A 15178-nucleotide genomic window follows, 5' to 3' on the forward strand; every position below is an offset into this window, starting at 1 on the left:
GGGCGCTTAACCGACCTTCTCGCGCAGGAAGTCAATAAACGCCCGCACCCGGGTCGGCATATGCTGCGCATCGGGATAAAGGGCATACACGCCCTGCTGTGGGAAATGGTATTCCGACAGGAGCGGCACCAGCTCCCGCTGCGCCACTTTTTCGGCTACCAGCCATGCCGGCAGCAAGGCGATGCCGCACCCGGCCAGGGCAAAGCTCATCAGCGCCGTAGCGCTGTCGGCTGAAAAGCGCGGCGCGCTGGCGATGGCGAAATCTACCTCTGTCTGTTGATCCGTGCGCAGCTGCCAGCGCAGCGGCGCCGACAGACGCTCATGAATAATCCAGTCAGCTTGCGCCAGATCGGACAGCGTCTGCACCGGATGGCTTGCCAGCCAGGCCGGAGAGGCGACGGGCAGGATCGCGAAACTGGCTATCCGCGTCGCCCGATAGCGGGAATCGGCCAGCGTACCGAGGCGTATCGCCACATCAAATCGTTCTGAAATGAGGTCCGCATGATGGGAGGAGGAGACGTGGCGCACCCGCAGCGCCGGGTGACGACGGGCAAACGCGGCTAGCGCCGGAATGATAACCTGCGCGCCATACTCCGGCGTGGTGGTGATCCGCAGCTCGCCACTTAAGCCGGTATGGCTGGCCCGCACCTCATCCTGCAGATTTTCCGCCGCTTTCAGCAGCGCCACCCCGCGCTGATAGAACAACGTCCCGGCGTCAGTGAGCCGCAGACGACGCGTAGAGCGCAGCAGCAGGGTCACCCCCAGCTCATTTTCCAGTTGCCGCACGTTAAAGCTGACCACCGCCTTGGTCTGCCCCAGCGCCGCAGCGGCCAGGGTGAAGCTGCCGGCATCCACCACGGCGATAAACATGGTCACACGCTGAAGATTAAGCATTGTCGTCCGGATGATTGTCAAAAATATTCAGACAGTATATCCCGACCAGCCCCGTTTATCCCCCGCAGAACCGGGTTTACAGTAGCCGCCTGTCTGAGGGAGTGAACCATGACCTATCGCCACCGCGTTGCCACCGTTTTTCTGTTCGGCTTTTTTCTCGATTTGATCAATATGTTTATCGCCAGCATCGCCTTCCCGGCCATCAGCCGCGCGCTGGCGGTTTCCGTCTCTCAGCTGGCGTGGGTCAGCAATGCCTATATTCTCGGTCTGACGGTCGTCGTACCGTTCAGCGCCTGGCTTAGTCAGCGCTGGGGGGCGAAACGGCTGTTTTTACTTTCGCTGGGGCTGTTCAGCCTCGGCGCGCTGGCGGCAGGGCTTGCCAGCAGTCTCGGCGAGCTGATTTTCTGGCGGACGCTGCAGGGGATGGGCGGCGGGCTGTTAATCCCCCTTGGCCAGGCATTGACGTGGCCGCTGTTTCAGTCGCATGAGCGGGCGAAACTCTCGGCGGCGGTGATGCTGGTCGGCCTGCTGGCGCCAGCCTGCTCGCCGGCGATCGGCGGCTTGTTAGTCGAGGCCTTCAGCTGGCGCTGGGTCTTTTTCGCCAGCCTGCCTGTGGCTCTGCTAACCTTTGTGCTGGCAGTGCGATGGCTGAACGACAGCCCCGGCCCGGTTCGCCCAACTCGCTTTCTTCCGCTGTCGTTGCTGGCCGATCCCCTGCTGCGCTTCGCGATGCTGATCTACCTCTGCGTACCGGGGATGTTTATTGGCGTCAACGTGGTCGGGATGTTCTACCTGCAACGCGTCACCGGGATGGCGCCGGGGGCCATCGGTGCCCTGATGGTGCCCTGGTCACTGGCCTCGTTCGCCGCCATCACTTTTACCGGCAGGTATTTCAACCGCTTCGGGCCCCGGCCGCTGGTCGTCATCGGCTGCCTGCTTCAGGCGGCGGGGATCCTGCTGCTGCTGAAGATCGATACGCACAGCCCGCTGGCGCTGTTGATTCTGGCCTTTACGCTGATGGGCGGCGGAGGCAGCTTATGCAGCAGTACTGCGCAAAGCAGCGCCTTCCTGCATATGCCTGCCGAAGAGATGCCTGACGCCAGCGCGCTGTGGAATCTGAACCGCCAGCTCAGCTTCTTTGCCGGCAGCGCGCTGCTCGCCCTGCTGCTGAGGGTGTTCCCGCCGGTCTACGCCTGGCAGGGGGTGTTTATTAGCGCCGCTGCCATCACCCTGTTGCCGCTGCTGTTTTGCCTGCGGCTGAACAATCGGGCGATTATCCATCGCCTGCACACCACTCTGGAGAAGTCATGAACCCTTATCTGCAGGAAGTCCTCGACGCCCATGTCCTTATTGAACGCTGGTTAAGCCAGGGGGAAGGAAGCGCTGAGGCGCTGATGACACGTTTTGCCGCCGAATTCATCATGATCCCTCCGGGCGGCGAGAAGATGGACTACCCGGCGGTGAGCCGTTTTTTCCACCATGCGGGGGCAACCCGTCCGGGATTACACATCGTGGTGGATCAGGCGAAAATCATTAGCGAGTGGCACGACGGCGCCGCAGTGCGATACCGTGAAAGCCAAACGCTGGCGGATGGCAGTGAGAACGTACGCTGGTCGACGGCGATTTTTCAGCAAGCGGAAGGAAAAATGATCTGGCGTCATCTGCAGGAAACCCGCCTCGGCTAGCGCAAAGAAAAAGGCCCCGACTGTCGAGGGGGCCTTTTTGAGAGAAAAGATCTTATTCGCGGAAGAGCGCTTCGATATTCAGCCCCTGTCCCTGCAGAATTTCCCGCAGGCGACGTAGACCTTCCACCTGGATCTGCCGCACACGCTCGCGGGTGAGGCCAATTTCACGGCCCACATCTTCCAGCGTGGCTGCTTCATAACCCAGCAGACCGAAACGACGCGCCAGAACTTCACGCTGCTTGGCGTTCAGTTCGAACAGCCATTTGACGATGCTTTGCTTCATATCATCGTCCTGCGTGGTGTCTTCCGGGCCGTTCTCTTTCTCATCGGCCAGAATATCCAGCAGCGCTTTTTCTGAATCGCCACCCAGCGGAGTATCCACGGAGGTGATGCGCTCGTTCAGACGCAGCATACGGCTGACGTCATCGACCGGTTTGTCCAGCTGTTCGGCAATCTCTTCCGCACTCGGCTCGTGGTCCAGCTTATGGGACAACTCGCGCGCGGTACGCAGATAGACGTTCAGCTCTTTAACAATGTGGATCGGCAAACGGATCGTACGGGTTTGGTTCATGATCGCCCGTTCAATAGTCTGGCGGATCCACCAGGTCGCATAAGTCGAAAAACGGAACCCACGTTCCGGGTCAAACTTTTCAACGGCGCGGATCAGTCCGAGGTTACCTTCTTCAATCAGATCCAGCAGCGCCAGACCACGATTGCTGTAACGACGGGCAATCTTCACCACCAGACGCAGGTTGCTTTCAATCATGCGACGGCGTGAAGCGACATCACCACGCAGTGCGCGACGCGCGAAATAGACTTCCTCTTCCGCGGTCAGCAGTGGGGAATAACCAATCTCTCCAAGATAAAGCTGAGTGGCGTCAAGTACGCGTTGTGTTGCGCCTTGCGACAGCAGCTCTTCCTCAGCCAGATCGCTATCACTGGGTTCCTCTTCTACTAAGGCCTTCTCGTCGAAAACCTCAATTCCGTTCTCATCAAATTCCGCGTCTTCATTTAAATCATGAACTTTCAGCGTATTCTGACTCATAAAGGTGGCTCCTACCCGTGATCCCTGAGCAAAGCACCTTCCACGGCACATCAACAAACGACGCCTGGACGATTTCCCCTGCCCTCTCTGCGAGAGGGACATAGACACCGCCCTGGCGCCTGTTAGCTGATGCTTCGCTTATCCGTACTTTGCCAAATTATCGCTGCGGTAAGTACTGCAGCGGGTTGACGGATTTCCCCTTGTAACGAATTTCAAAATGTAATCTTGTTGAGCTGGTTCCGGTGCTACCCATGGTAGCGATTTTCTGCCCCGCTTTGACTTCCTGTTGCTCCCGAACCAGCATGGTATCGTTATGAGCGTAGGCACTCAGGTAATCATCGTTGTGTTTGATGATAATAAGATTACCGTAGCCGCGCAGTGCGTTACCGGCATAGACGACACGCCCATCGGCGGTCGCGACAATAGCCTGTCCCTTACTGCCTGCAATGTCGATACCTTTATTGCCGCCTTCCGCGCCGCTAAAGTTCTCGATAACCTTGCCATCAGTCGGCCAGCGCCATGATGAGATCGGCGAACTGGTTGACGTACTGCTTGCAGTCGGCTGGGTTGTGCTCACCGTTGTTGGTGCCGTCACCGGCGCGACAACCGTTGTGGTCGTGGTCGCTGGTTTATTATTAGGCAACATCTTGGTAGCACTCTGTTCACCTGAAGATTCAGAATACGTAATAGTCGGTTGTGAAGCAACCACCGCGGTCGATTTTTGTGCAGAAGTTGTGGTGGCTGTCGCACCGCCGCTCGCCCTTGCGCTGGCCTGAGAAACGGCGTTTTCACCAGTGATCGGCTGGCCTGAGGCGTTGCCGACCTGCAGCACCTGACCCACGTTCAGCGCGTACGGGGCCGGGACATTGTTGCGTTGCGCCAGGTCGCGGAAATCGTTGCCGGTGACCCACGCGATATAGAACAGCGTGTCGCCGCGTTTGACCGTATAGGTACTGCCGCCGGTGTAGCTACCTTTCGGAATATCGCCATATTTGCGGTTGTAAACGATCTTACCGTTCACCGTCTGCACCGGCTCCTGCGCCATCGGCGTCGGCTGCGGCTGAATGGTCTGGGTCTGTACCGGCTGGATCGGCTGCGCCTGAGGAGCAGACTTGACGCCGGAGGATGGCGGCGTAATCAGCATGCCGGAGTTGGTGCTGGAAGAGGCGGCACCGCCGGCAGAGCTAACCGGCGCTGGCGGATTATTGGTGTTGGTACACCCGGCCAGCCAGAGTGAAACCAGTGAAAGAGCCGCAATACGGCTGACGGTAAATTTGGTGCTTCCCGCGCTCATTTATCCCCCAGGAATATGTTAACTGCCAATATCTTGCTTACCGGGCGGCGCCCGGCCAGGACACTGAAAAATGCGTCCACCCTACGCCTAAAGTCAGGCAAAAAAAACCTGGAATAATCCGGGTCTCAGGCCAGCTCCCCCTTCACCAGGGGAACAAAGCGAACGGCCTCGACGGTATCAATGATAAATTCGTTGCCCCGGCGACGGATCCGTTTGAGAAACTGATGCTCTTCGCCAACCGGCAGCACCAGCACGCCTTCGTCATCCAGCTGCGCCAGCAGCGCGGTTGGAATCTCCGGCGGCGCCGCCGTCACAATAATGGCATCAAATGGCGCCCGTGCCTGCCAACCTTGCCACCCATCGCCATGACGGGTTGAAACATTATGTAAATCAAGTTGTTTCAGGCGACGACGCGCCTGCCACTGTAAACTCTTAATCCGCTCCACCGAGCAAACGTGATGCACCAGGTGCGCCAGGATGGCCGTCTGGTAGCCGGAACCAGTGCCGATCTCCAGCACGCGCGACTCCGGCGTCAGCGTCAGCAACTCGGTCATCCGCGCCACCATGTAAGGCTGGGAGATGGTCTGCCCCTGGCCAATCGGCAGCGCGGTGTTTTCCCACGCTTTATGTTCAAAGGCTTCATCAACAAATTTTTCGCGCGGGACCCGCGCGATCGCCTCGAGGACACGCTCATCGACGATGCCCTGCGTGCGCAGTTGATTCAACAAACTTTCAACACGTTTACTTACCATTGCCCGTCAACCCCGACACGTTCCAGCCAATCGCTGACTACCTCATGCGCCTGATGGGCGGTTAAATCGACGTGCAATGGCGTCACGGAAACATAGCCTTCATCCACTGCCGCAAAATCGGTGCCCGGCCCGGCATCGCGCTTATCGCCCGGCGGGCCAATCCAGTACAGGGTGTTGCCGCGCGGATCTTTTTGCGGGATCACCTGGTCGGCCGGATGGCGGTTGCCGCAGCGGGTCACGCGAATGCCCTTGATTTGATCAAGCGGGAGATCCGGCACGTTGATGTTAAGGATCCGTCCGGTACGCAGCGGCTCGCGGCTTAAGGCGCGCAGAATGGTGCAGGTTACCGCCGCGGCGGTATCGTAATGCTGATAGCCGTTCAGCGACACGGCCAGCGCGGGGAACCCCAGATGGCGACCTTCCATCGCTGCGGCCACGGTGCCGGAATAGATGACGTCATCGCCCAGGTTGGGACCCGCGTTAATGCCGGAAACGACGATGTCCGGACGCGGGCGCATCAGCGCGTTCACGCCGAGATAGACACAGTCGGTCGGGGTGCCCATCTGGACGGCGATGTCGCCATTTTCAAAGGTAAACGTACGCAGGGATGATTCCAGCGTCAGCGAATTCGAGGCTCCGCTGCGGTTACGATCGGGTGCAACAACCTGGACCTCGGCAAACTCCCTTAAGGCCTTTGCCAGGGTCTGTATCCCCGGCGCATGGATCCCGTCATCGTTACTCAGCAATATTCGCATAGTCACCCGTTGTATTGATAAGCTCCCTGACCACGCTGGTGGCGAAGCTGCCCGCCGGCAGCCAGAAACGCAGTTCAACGGTTACGTCATCCCACCAGTTCCAGCTAAGCTGCTGCGGATAGAGGAGCATCGCCCGGCGCGCCGCCTCAACTTTCTCCCGCACCAACAGCGCCTGCAGCGACGTTTCTTCGGCGATGGCGGCCTGCTCGGCGGCCAGAGCGTCGCGCTGGCTTCCCCAGTCGCCGCTGCCCGGCAGCGCAGCCGTGATCATCAGTTCGCGGTTGTGCACCCGCGCCTGCGAAACCTCGAGTTCTTCCGGTGTGACGACAAACCAGCTCCCACGCCCCGCTAATTGTAGCGCATCGCCATCAACAACCTGATTAAATTCCGTTTTTTTTAATCTAATACTGACTTGCTGATTAAACAACGCACTGCGGGCCGCCGACAACCAAAAACTGCGCTTATTGCGATCGCGCACCGGCGCGTCGCTTTCCGCCCAGCGCAACGCGCCCTGCAGATTACTGCCGCCAATGCCAAAGCGCTGCGCGCCGAAATAGTTCGGTACGCCCCGTTCAGCGATGGCCTGCAGACGCGTCTCCACGTCCTGGCGATCGCTAATCTCGCGCAGGATCACGGTAAACTGGTTGCCTTTCAGCGCGCCTAAACGCAGCTTACGCTTATGGCGGGCATATTCCAGTACCTGGCAGCCCTCGAGCTGAAATTTGCTCAGGTCCGGCATCTCTTTGCCGGGCACCCGCGCGCACAGCCACTGCTCGGTGACGGCGTGCTTATCCTTTTGCCCGGCGAAGCTCACTTCTCGGGCGTGGATCTTGAGGAATTTCGCCAGCGCGTCGGCGACAAAGCGCGTATTGCAGCCGTTTTTCAGGATCCGCACCAGCACATGTTCGCCTTCGCCGTCCGGCGCAAAGCCCAGATCCTCCACTACCAGAAAATCTTCCGGATTGGCTTTCAGCAGCCCGCTGCTCTGCGGCTTGCCGTGCAGCCAGGTCAGTTGGTCAAAGGCGATCATTTTTCGGCCTTACGCAGCAGCGCGACCGCTTCGCAGGCGATCCCTTCCCCGCGGCCGGTGAAGCCCAGCTTCTCGGTGGTGGTCGCTTTCACGTTGACGTCGTCCATATGGCAGCCGAGATCTTCCGCGATAAAGACGCGCATCTGCGGAATATGCGGCAGCATCTTCGGCGCCTGGGCGATAATGGTGACGTCGACGTTGCCGAGCGTATAGCCTTTGGCCTGAATACGACGCCACGCTTCGCGCAGCAGTTCGCGGCTATCGGCGCCTTTAAACGCCGGATCGGTATCGGGGAACAGCTTACCGATATCGCCGAGCGCCGCGGCGCCCAGCAGCGCGTCGGTCAGCGCATGCAGCGCGACGTCGCCGTCGGAGTGGGCCAGCAGCCCTTTTTCATAAGGAATGCGTACCCCGCCAATAATGATTGGGCCTTCACCGCCAAAAGCGTGTACGTCAAAACCATGTCCAATTCGCATTAAGCTTTCTCCTGGTGTCGGGAACGGGTGAGGTAAAATTCAGCCAGCGCCAGGTCTTCCGGGCGCGTCACTTTAATATTATCCGCGCGACCGGCGACCAGTTGCGGATGGAAGCCGCAGTACTCCAGCGCCGAGGCTTCATCAGTGATGGTCGCCCCCTCGTTCAGCGCCCGGGTGAGGCAATCCACCAGCAGCTCGCGAGGGAAAAATTGCGGGGTGAGCGCATGCCACAGGTCATTACGATCGACGGTATGGGCGATAGCGGTTTTGCCCGGCTCGGCGCGCTTCATGGTGTCGCGCACCGGCGCCGCGAGGATCCCGCCGACACGGCTGGTTTCGCTGAGCGCCAGCAGACGGCTGAGGTCGTCCTGATGCAGGCAGGGGCGCGCGGCGTCATGCACCAGCACCCACTGCGCCTCCGGCAACGCCTTCAGGCCCGCGAGCACGGAATCGGCGCGCTCGGCGCCGCCATCCACGACGGTAATTTGCGGGTGCTGCGCCAGCGGTAGCTGGCTGAAGCGCCGATCGCCGGGGCTGACGGCAATCACCACGCGCTGGACGCACGCATTCGCCAGCAGTGCGGCGACGGCATGTTCGAGAATCGTTTTGTTACCGATTGAGAGATATTGTTTCGGGCATTCCGTTTGCATGCGGCGGCCAAAACCGGCTGCCGGCACCACGGCGCAAACGCCCGGAAAAGTGGCTGCCATGTCGTAATCCTGGGCCTGGTTATCGATTGTTCTGCTGTTGCCCCGATGCCTGGTTGCGTTTAGACGCATCCGGTACCAGACGATAGAAGGTTTCGCCCGGGCGGGTCATACTGAGTTCATTGCGCGCACGCTCCTCGATCGCTTCCTGCCCGCCGTTGAGGTCGTCAATTTCGGCAAATAGCTGATCGTTGCGTGCTTTTAATTTGGCGTTAGTCGCCTGCTGGGCGGTGACGTCGTCGTTAACCCGCGTGTAGTCGTGCAGGCCGTTTTTACCGAACCACAGTGAATACTGTAGCCAGACCAGCAAAGCTAATAATAGCAGCGTTAGTTTACCCATCCTGCCCCCTGAAAAACGGCATCATCATCCCAAAACTCGCCCGGGTACGCTACCGGGGCGCGCGGACGATGCCGCGTAACGCGGGGACTGTACCATATTTTTGCTGCCGATACCCATGCTTGATTCATCCCGGAAACGGGTTATCCCAACAGCCAGAGGAAGAGTAGCGCAAACATCAGCCCGACGGTCAGGATAGTCGCGCTGGCGCTATAGAGCAGTTTGCCATTGAGCAGAGAGTGCAGCGCAATACCGACCACTACCGCCACCGGCATCAACGCAAGGAAGAACGGCCAGGTGTAAAGGAGGAAGAAGAGCGTATTACTGCCATAGAGAAGGAAGGGAATACCCAGCGCCAGCAGCCATGAAATAAAGCCCACGGCAGCGCCCGACAGAGACCAGGTGGTCTCGTCGCCGATCGCCGGAGGCGGTTCTGAACGAATAATACTGAGGTTCTGGGTATTGCGCATATCGAATCCTGTAGACCGGGCAACCGGCACCCCTCGATGCCGCTGCCGTTTCAGGATCTGATAATATCGCTCTGTTGCAGCAGGTCTAATAGTTGGTGCACCAAATTTGTTACCAATTGTTCACCATCCAGATGAATTTCCGCCTTTTCCGGTGCCTCATAGACCGAGTCTATGCCGGTGAAATTGCGTAATTCCCCTGCCCGCGCCTTCTTGTATAATCCTTTCGGATCCCGCGCCTCGCAGATGGCCAGCGGGGTATCGACGAACACTTCGATAAAGCGTCCCTCCCCCAGGCGCTCGCGCACCATCTGCCGTTCCGCGCGGTGTGGTGATATAAATGCCGTCAATACCACCAGCCCGGCATCGACCATCAGCCTGGCCACTTCGCCGACGCGGCGAATGTTCTCTTTGCGATCCTCATCACTGAATCCCAGATCGCTGCACAGACCATGGCGCACGTTGTCGCCGTCCAGCAGATAGGTGCTGACGCCGCGCTCATGCAGCGCCTCTTCCAGCGCCCCGGCGACAGTGGATTTACCCGACCCCGAAAGGCCGGTAAACCACAGCACCACGCCGCGATGGCCGTGATGCTGTTCCCGCTGCTGCTGAGTCACAGGATGGGCATGCCAGACGACGTTTTCGTCATGCTGGGCCATTATTGGCCTCCCAGCAGGTCGCGGGCGTCCCAGTGTGGGAAGTGTTTACGGATCAGCTGGTTCAGCTCCAGCTCGAAGGCGCTGTACTGCGATGCCGAGGTCGACGCCTGCAGGTGCGGCTCGTTGACCATCCCGGCGCCCACGGTGACGTTGGTCAGGCGATCGATAAAGATAAGACCGCCGGTCACCGGGTTTTGCTGATACGGATCCAGCACTAAAGGTTCGTCAAAGGTCAGCTCCACCAGCCCAATGCCGTTCAGCGGGAGAGACTCGACTTCACGCTGGGTCAGGTTGTTAATATCGACCTGGTAACGGATAGCGTCGACGCGAGCGCGGGTCTTCTTCCCGGCGATTTTGATGTCGTAGCTCTGGCCCGGGGTCAGCGGCTGCTCAGCCATCCACACCACGTCGATGCTGGCGCTTTGCACCGCCGGCAGCGAGGCTTGCGCGTCAACCAGCAGGTCGCCGCGGCTGATGTCGATTTCATCTTTCAGCACAAGGGTAATGGCTTCGCCGGCGGCGGCTTCCTGCAGGTCGCCGTCGAAGGTGACGATACGCGCCACGCTCGATTCGACGCCCGACGGCAGCACCTTCAGACGCTGGCCAACGGTAACCGTGCCAGAGGCGACCGTGCCGGAGAAGCCGCGGAAATCGAGGTTCGGACGGTTAACATACTGCACCGGGAAGCGCAGCGGCTGGCTCTCGACCACCCGCTGGATCTCCACGGTTTCGAGGACTTCCAGCAGGGTCGGGCCGCTGTACCACGGTATATTCGCGCTCTGGCTGGCGACGTTATCGCCTTCCAGCGCCGACAGCGGTACAAAGCGGATATCGAGGTTGCCCGGCAGCTGCTCGGCGAAAGTCAGATAATCTTCCCGGATCTCGTTGAAGCGCGCTTCGCTAAACTCGACGAGATCCATTTTGTTGACCGCTACCACCAGGTGCTTAATGCCCAGCAGCGTAGAGATAAAGCTGTGACGGCGGGTCTGGTCGAGCACGCCTTTGCGCGCATCGATCAGCAGGATCGCCAGGTCGCAGGTTGACGCGCCGGTGGCCATATTGCGCGTGTACTGCTCGTGCCCCGGGGTGTCGGCGATGATAAATTTGCGTTTTTCGGTCGAGAAGTAGCGGTAAGCGACATCGATGGTGATGCCCTGCTCACGCTCAGCCTGCAGGCCGTCCACCAGCAGCGCCAGGTCCAGTTTTTCGCCCTGGGTACCGTGACGCTTGCTGTCGTTATGCAGAGAAGACAGCTGGTCTTCATAGATCTGGCGCGTATCGTGCAGCAGACGGCCAATTAAGGTGCTTTTGCCATCATCGACGCTGCCGCAGGTCAGAAAACGCAGCAGGCTCTTGTGCTGTTGCGCGTGCAGGTAAGCTTCTACGCCGCCTTCATTAGCAATTTGTTGGGCAATTGTGGTGTTCATGGCGGCTCCTTAGAAATACCCCTGACGTTTCTTCAGCTCCATCGAGCCGGCCTGGTCGCGGTCAATCACGCGGCCCTGACGTTCGCTGGTGGTCGATACCAGCATCTCTTCAATAATTTCCGGCAGCGTCTGCGCTTCAGACTCCACTGCGCCGGTCAGCGGCCAGCAGCCAAGGGTACGGAAACGCACCATCCGTTTTTCAATCACTTCGCCCGGCTGCAGATCGATACGGTCGTCATCGATCATCATCAGCATACCGTCGCGCTCCAGCACCGGGCGCTCAGCGGCCAGATACAGCGGCACGATTTCAATATTTTCCAGATAGATGTACTGCCAGATATCCAGCTCAGTCCAGTTGGAGAGCGGGAAGACGCGGATGCTTTCGCCTTTGTTAATCTGGCCGTTGTAGTTGTGCCACAGCTCCGGACGCTGATTTTTCGGGTCCCAGCGGTGGAAGCGGTCGCGGAAGGAGTAGATGCGCTCTTTCGCGCGGGATTTCTCTTCGTCGCGACGCGCGCCGCCGAACGCGGCGTCAAAGCCGTATTTGTTCAGCGCCTGCTTCAGGCCTTCCGTTTTCATGATATCGGTATGCTTAGCGCTGCCGTGGACAAACGGGTTGATGCCCATCGCCACCCCTTCCGGGTTTTTATGCACCAGCAGCTCACAGCCGTAGGCTTTGGCGGTACGGTCGCGGAACTCATACATCTCACGGAATTTCCAGCCGGTATCGACGTGCAGCAGCGGGAACGGCAGGGTTCCCGGATAAAACGCTTTGCGCGCCAGATGCAGCATTACGCTGGAATCTTTCCCGATGGAGTACATCATCACCGGGTTAGAAAATTCGGCGGCCACCTCACGAATAATATGGATGCTTTCCGCCTCCAGTTGCCGCAGGTGAGTGAGTCGTTTTTGGTCCATAACCGTTCCTTAAGCCAGATTGACCACCGAAGCGTTAAACCCTTCGGCGGATGATGTATGTTGAAACCAGGCGAGCTGCTGATGCAGCTGCACCACTTCGCCGACCACCAGCAGGGCGGGCATCGGGGCGTCTTTCGCCAGGTGTTCGAGTTGTTGCAATGTGCCGGTTATTGTCTGCTGATCGTCGCGGGTACCGCGGGAAATCACCGCGACCGGCGTAGCGCTGTCGCGACCGTGGGCGATCAACTGGGCGCTGATTTCCGCCGCCTTCATGGTGCCCATGTAGATCGCCAGCGTTTGTTGGCTCTTCGCCAGCAGCGACCAGTCGAAGGGGGCGCTGTCCGGCTTGTAGTGGCCGGTGACAAAGACGGCGCTTTGCGCATAGTCGCGATGGGTCAGCGGAATACCGGCGTAGGCCGTCGCCCCGGCAGCAGCAGTGACGCCAGGCACCACCTGGAACGGGATCCCCGCTTCGGCGGCAGCCTGCAGCTCTTCTGCGCCGCGGCCAAAAATAAACGGATCCCCGCCCTTCAGACGCACGACGGTTTTCCCCGCCTTCGCCGCCGCCACCAGCAGCTGATTGGTTTCATGCTGCGGCACCGAGTGCTCGCCGGCGCGTTTGCCGACACAGATCAGCTCGGCATCGCGGCGCACCAGCTCGAGAACCGACGGGGTCACCAGATGGTCGTGGAAAACCACGTCCGCCTGCTGGATCGCCTGCAGACCACGAAGGGTCAGCAGCCCGGCATCGCCCGGCCCGGCGCCCACCAGAATAATTTCTCCCGTCTCGCGTTCGGGCTTATCCAGCTCATCCTGCAGCGCCTTTTCCGCCTCCGCATGATTGCCCGCCACCATCAGGCTGGCAAAGCGGCCGGTAAAGACGCGTTCCCAGAAGCGGCGACGCGCTTCGGTGGTCGTCAGACGGGTTTTCAGATGGTTGCGCCAGTAGCTCGCCGATTCCGCCAGCCGCCCGAGGTTCGTCGGCAGCAGCGCTTCAATTTTCTCGCGCAGAATACGCGACAGCACCGGCGCTTTGCCGCTGGAGGAGATCGCCACCAGCAGCGGCGAACGGTCGACGATAGAAGGGAAGACAAACGAGCACAGCGCCTGGTTATCCACCACGTTGACCAGCCGGTAGCGCGCGTTAGCCGCCGCAAACACCCGCTGATTAAGCGCCTCATCCTCCGTGGCCGCAATCACCAGAAAGACATCATCCACCAGCGACTCGCTAAATTCCGTCGCCCGCCAGCTAAGCGCCTGGCGCGCCGCCAGATCGGCCAGCGCCGGAGAGAGCGTCCCGGCGACCACCTGCACCTGCGCCTGAGCGCGCAGCAGGAATTTAATCTTGCGTTCAGCAATCTCATCGCCGCCGATCACCAGCACGGGCCTTTGTTTCAGTTCGGCAAAAAGGGGCAAGTAATCCACGGCGCAACAACTCTCTTACAATCAGCGATACTGCGACTATAGGGTGCGCCTGAGAGCAAATGAAATTACGAAATGGAATGAGTTGTGACGCAAAGGAATAACGCTGTGGAAATACAAATATCAAAAAGTGCTTAACGCGCTATTTTTCCGCTATTTAAGAGCAATTGAAATTGTTTAACCGCGGTCACAGTTTCATACTGTACGCGTCAAATTGTCTTGTTCGTGTAAGGACCCCTTATGTTTTCCGCGTTGTGCCGCCGTCTGCTTCCTGTGGCGCTCGGCACCGGTTTTGTTTTCGCCGCCGCCCCCGCATTCAGCGCGCTGGGCGACACCGCCAGTAGCCAGGCCCGTCATATCGCCACCGTCTTCCCGGGACGAATGACCGGAACACCAGCCGAGATGTTGTCAGCCGAGTACCTCCGCCAGCAGTTCGCCCAGATGGGTTATCAGAGCGACGTGCGCAGCTTCAATACCCGCTACATCTATACCGATAACAATCAGCGTAAGAACTGGCATAACGCCACCGGCAGTACGGTGATCGCCGCCCATGAAGGCCAGTCCCGCCAGCAAATCATTATTATGGCGCACCTCGATACCTACGCGCCGCAGAGCGATAAAGACGTGGAGAACAACCTTGGCGGCCTGACGCTGCAGGGAATCGACGACAACGCGATGGGGCTCGGCGTGATGCTGGAGCTGGCGGATCATTTAAAGAATATCCCCACCCGCTATGGCATTCGCTTTATCGCCACCAGCGGTGAAGAGGAAGGTCGTCTCGGGGCGCAAAATCTGCTGCAGCGCATGAGTGAGGCGGAAAAGAAAAATACCCTGCTGGTGATCAACCTCGATAATCTGGTGGTGGGCGATAAGCTTTACTTCAACAGTGGCCGCCGCACGCCGGCCTCGGTGCGTAAGCTAACCCGCGACCGTGCGCTGGCTATCGCCCGCAGCAAGGGGATTGTCGCGGCGACCAATCCAGGACTGAACCCAGCATACCCAAAAGGCACCGCCTGCTGTAACGACGCCAGCGTCTTCGACAGCGCGGGGATCCCGGTGCTGTCGGTCGAGGCAACCAACTGGTCACTCGGCAAAAAGGATGGCTATCAGCAACGCCAGAAATCCCGCGCCTTCCCGGACGGCACCAGCTGGCATAGCGTGCAGATTGATAATCAGCAGTATCTCGACCACGCGCTGCCGGGACGCATAGAACGCCGCAGCCGCGAGGTAGTGAAAGTGATGCTGCCGCTGGTGAAAGAGCTGGCGAAGGTGGAGAAGAAAAGCTGATACGCACAAAAGAACGCGCGGTA

17 protein-coding genes are annotated in these 15178 nt (G+C 59.4%); 3 read left to right on the forward strand and 14 right to left on the reverse strand.

Annotation, left to right across the window (positions count from 1 at the left end):
* Positions 1-6: 6 nt before the first annotated feature.
* Positions 7-894 carry a LysR family transcriptional regulator gene (locus N438_RS10755; protein ID WP_012540741.1) on the reverse strand — a complete coding sequence of 296 codons (888 nt, stop codon included), beginning with the start codon at positions 892-894 and terminating at the stop codon, positions 7-9.
* Between the two features lie 108 nt (positions 895-1002).
* Between N438_RS10755 and N438_RS10760 the strand changes: the two genes are divergently transcribed.
* The gene (locus tag N438_RS10760; RefSeq protein WP_032740915.1) at positions 1003-2205 is read left to right on the forward strand and encodes an MFS transporter; all 1203 of its coding nucleotides are present in this window, start codon (positions 1003-1005) and stop codon (positions 2203-2205) included.
* Positions 2202-2579: a DUF4440 domain-containing protein gene (locus tag N438_RS10765; protein WP_008806216.1), complete on the forward strand. Its 378-nt coding sequence runs from the start codon at positions 2202-2204 to the stop codon at positions 2577-2579. Before N438_RS10760 ends, N438_RS10765 begins: the two co-directional genes overlap by 4 nt.
* A 52-nt stretch (positions 2580-2631) precedes the next feature.
* On the opposite strand, the gene rpoS is transcribed toward N438_RS10765, so the two are convergent.
* The 13 genes from rpoS to cysG form a co-directional block, all read right to left on the reverse strand.
* Entirely contained in the window at positions 2632-3624 is a 993-nt protein-coding gene (gene rpoS, locus N438_RS10770; RefSeq protein WP_002915106.1) for an RNA polymerase sigma factor RpoS, read from the reverse strand.
* A gap of 157 nt (positions 3625-3781) precedes the next feature.
* Positions 3782-4918 (reverse strand): murein hydrolase activator NlpD, encoded by a 1137-nt coding sequence (gene nlpD, locus N438_RS10775; protein WP_008806218.1) that lies wholly within the window; start codon positions 4916-4918, stop codon positions 3782-3784.
* Between the two features lie 125 nt (positions 4919-5043).
* Entirely contained in the window at positions 5044-5670 is a 627-nt protein-coding gene (locus N438_RS10780; protein ID WP_008806219.1) for a protein-L-isoaspartate(D-aspartate) O-methyltransferase, read from the reverse strand.
* Positions 5664-6425 carry a 5'/3'-nucleotidase SurE gene (surE, locus tag N438_RS10785; protein WP_012540737.1) on the reverse strand — a complete coding sequence of 254 codons (762 nt, stop codon included), beginning with the start codon at positions 6423-6425 and terminating at the stop codon, positions 5664-5666. Before surE ends, N438_RS10780 begins: the two co-directional genes overlap by 7 nt.
* Positions 6406-7455 (reverse strand): tRNA pseudouridine(13) synthase TruD, encoded by a 1050-nt coding sequence (gene truD, locus N438_RS10790; RefSeq protein WP_008806221.1) that lies wholly within the window; start codon positions 7453-7455, stop codon positions 6406-6408. The genes surE and truD overlap by 20 nt, the downstream gene beginning before the upstream one ends.
* The gene (gene ispF, locus N438_RS10795) at positions 7452-7931 is read right to left on the reverse strand and encodes a 2-C-methyl-D-erythritol 2,4-cyclodiphosphate synthase (RefSeq protein WP_008806222.1); all 480 of its coding nucleotides are present in this window, start codon (positions 7929-7931) and stop codon (positions 7452-7454) included. The genes truD and ispF overlap by 4 nt, the downstream gene beginning before the upstream one ends.
* Positions 7931-8641, reverse strand: a complete 711-nt coding sequence (gene ispD, locus N438_RS10800) for a 2-C-methyl-D-erythritol 4-phosphate cytidylyltransferase (protein WP_008806223.1) — start codon at positions 8639-8641, stop codon at positions 7931-7933. The genes ispF and ispD overlap by 1 nt, the downstream gene beginning before the upstream one ends.
* 19 nt (positions 8642-8660) lie before the next feature.
* Positions 8661-8978 carry a cell division protein FtsB gene (gene ftsB / locus N438_RS10805; protein ID WP_002915156.1) on the reverse strand — a complete coding sequence of 106 codons (318 nt, stop codon included), beginning with the start codon at positions 8976-8978 and terminating at the stop codon, positions 8661-8663.
* Between the two features lie 140 nt (positions 8979-9118).
* Positions 9119-9445: a DUF3561 family protein gene (locus N438_RS10810; protein ID WP_008806224.1), complete on the reverse strand. Its 327-nt coding sequence runs from the start codon at positions 9443-9445 to the stop codon at positions 9119-9121.
* Between the two features lie 50 nt (positions 9446-9495).
* Complete coding sequence (gene cysC, locus N438_RS10815) at positions 9496-10101, reverse strand: adenylyl-sulfate kinase (protein WP_002915158.1); 606 nt, start codon at positions 10099-10101, stop codon at positions 9496-9498.
* Positions 10101-11528, reverse strand: a complete 1428-nt coding sequence (gene cysN, locus N438_RS10820; protein ID WP_012967340.1) for a sulfate adenylyltransferase subunit CysN — start codon at positions 11526-11528, stop codon at positions 10101-10103. The genes cysC and cysN overlap by 1 nt, the downstream gene beginning before the upstream one ends.
* A gap of 9 nt (positions 11529-11537) precedes the next feature.
* Positions 11538-12446 (reverse strand): sulfate adenylyltransferase subunit CysD, encoded by a 909-nt coding sequence (gene cysD / locus N438_RS10825; RefSeq protein WP_002915160.1) that lies wholly within the window; start codon positions 12444-12446, stop codon positions 11538-11540.
* 9 nt (positions 12447-12455) lie between these two features.
* Positions 12456-13862, reverse strand: coding sequence for a siroheme synthase CysG (cysG, locus tag N438_RS10830; RefSeq protein ID WP_165818800.1), 1407 nt, complete (start codon positions 13860-13862; stop codon positions 12456-12458).
* A 246-nt stretch (positions 13863-14108) separates the two neighbouring features.
* Between cysG and N438_RS10835 the strand changes: the two genes are divergently transcribed.
* Complete coding sequence (locus N438_RS10835) at positions 14109-15155, forward strand: aminopeptidase (RefSeq protein ID WP_100781398.1); 1047 nt, start codon at positions 14109-14111, stop codon at positions 15153-15155.
* Positions 15156-15178: the final 23 nt, after the last annotated feature.

Source organism: Klebsiella sp. GL120222-02 (genome assembly GCF_003097195.1).
Lineage (GTDB): Bacteria > Pseudomonadota > Gammaproteobacteria > Enterobacterales > Enterobacteriaceae > Klebsiella > Klebsiella variicola.

Bases quoted from the DNA above. Each gene is read 5' to 3' on its own strand.
- N438_RS10780 (WP_008806219.1), bottom strand. From the start codon at position 5,670: ATGGTAAGTAAACGTGTTGAAAGTTTGTTGAATCAACTGCGCACGCAG.
- N438_RS10755 (WP_012540741.1), bottom strand. From the start codon at position 894: ATGCTTAATCTTCAGCGTGTGACCATGTTTATCGCCGTGGTGGATGCC.
- N438_RS10760 (WP_032740915.1), top strand. From the start codon at position 1,003: ATGACCTATCGCCACCGCGTTGCCACCGTTTTTCTGTTCGGCTTTTTT.
- cysC (WP_002915158.1), bottom strand. From the start codon at position 10,101: ATGGCCCAGCATGACGAAAACGTCGTCTGGCATGCCCATCCTGTGACT.
- cysD (WP_002915160.1), bottom strand. From the start codon at position 12,446: ATGGACCAAAAACGACTCACTCACCTGCGGCAACTGGAGGCGGAAAGC.
- rpoS (WP_002915106.1), bottom strand. From the start codon at position 3,624: ATGAGTCAGAATACGCTGAAAGTTCATGATTTAAATGAAGACGCGGAA.
- cysN (WP_012967340.1), bottom strand. From the start codon at position 11,528: ATGAACACCACAATTGCCCAACAAATTGCTAATGAAGGCGGCGTAGAA.
- ftsB (WP_002915156.1), bottom strand. From the start codon at position 8,978: ATGGGTAAACTAACGCTGCTATTATTAGCTTTGCTGGTCTGGCTACAG.
- N438_RS10765 (WP_008806216.1), top strand. From the start codon at position 2,202: ATGAACCCTTATCTGCAGGAAGTCCTCGACGCCCATGTCCTTATTGAA.
- ispF (WP_008806222.1), bottom strand. From the start codon at position 7,931: ATGCGAATTGGACATGGTTTTGACGTACACGCTTTTGGCGGTGAAGGC.
- nlpD (WP_008806218.1), bottom strand. From the start codon at position 4,918: ATGAGCGCGGGAAGCACCAAATTTACCGTCAGCCGTATTGCGGCTCTT.
- truD (WP_008806221.1), bottom strand. From the start codon at position 7,455: ATGATCGCCTTTGACCAACTGACCTGGCTGCACGGCAAGCCGCAGAGC.
- surE (WP_012540737.1), bottom strand. From the start codon at position 6,425: ATGCGAATATTGCTGAGTAACGATGACGGGATCCATGCGCCGGGGATA.
- N438_RS10835 (WP_100781398.1), top strand. From the start codon at position 14,109: ATGTTTTCCGCGTTGTGCCGCCGTCTGCTTCCTGTGGCGCTCGGCACC.
- ispD (WP_008806223.1), bottom strand. From the start codon at position 8,641: ATGGCAGCCACTTTTCCGGGCGTTTGCGCCGTGGTGCCGGCAGCCGGT.
- N438_RS10810 (WP_008806224.1), bottom strand. From the start codon at position 9,445: ATGCGCAATACCCAGAACCTCAGTATTATTCGTTCAGAACCGCCTCCG.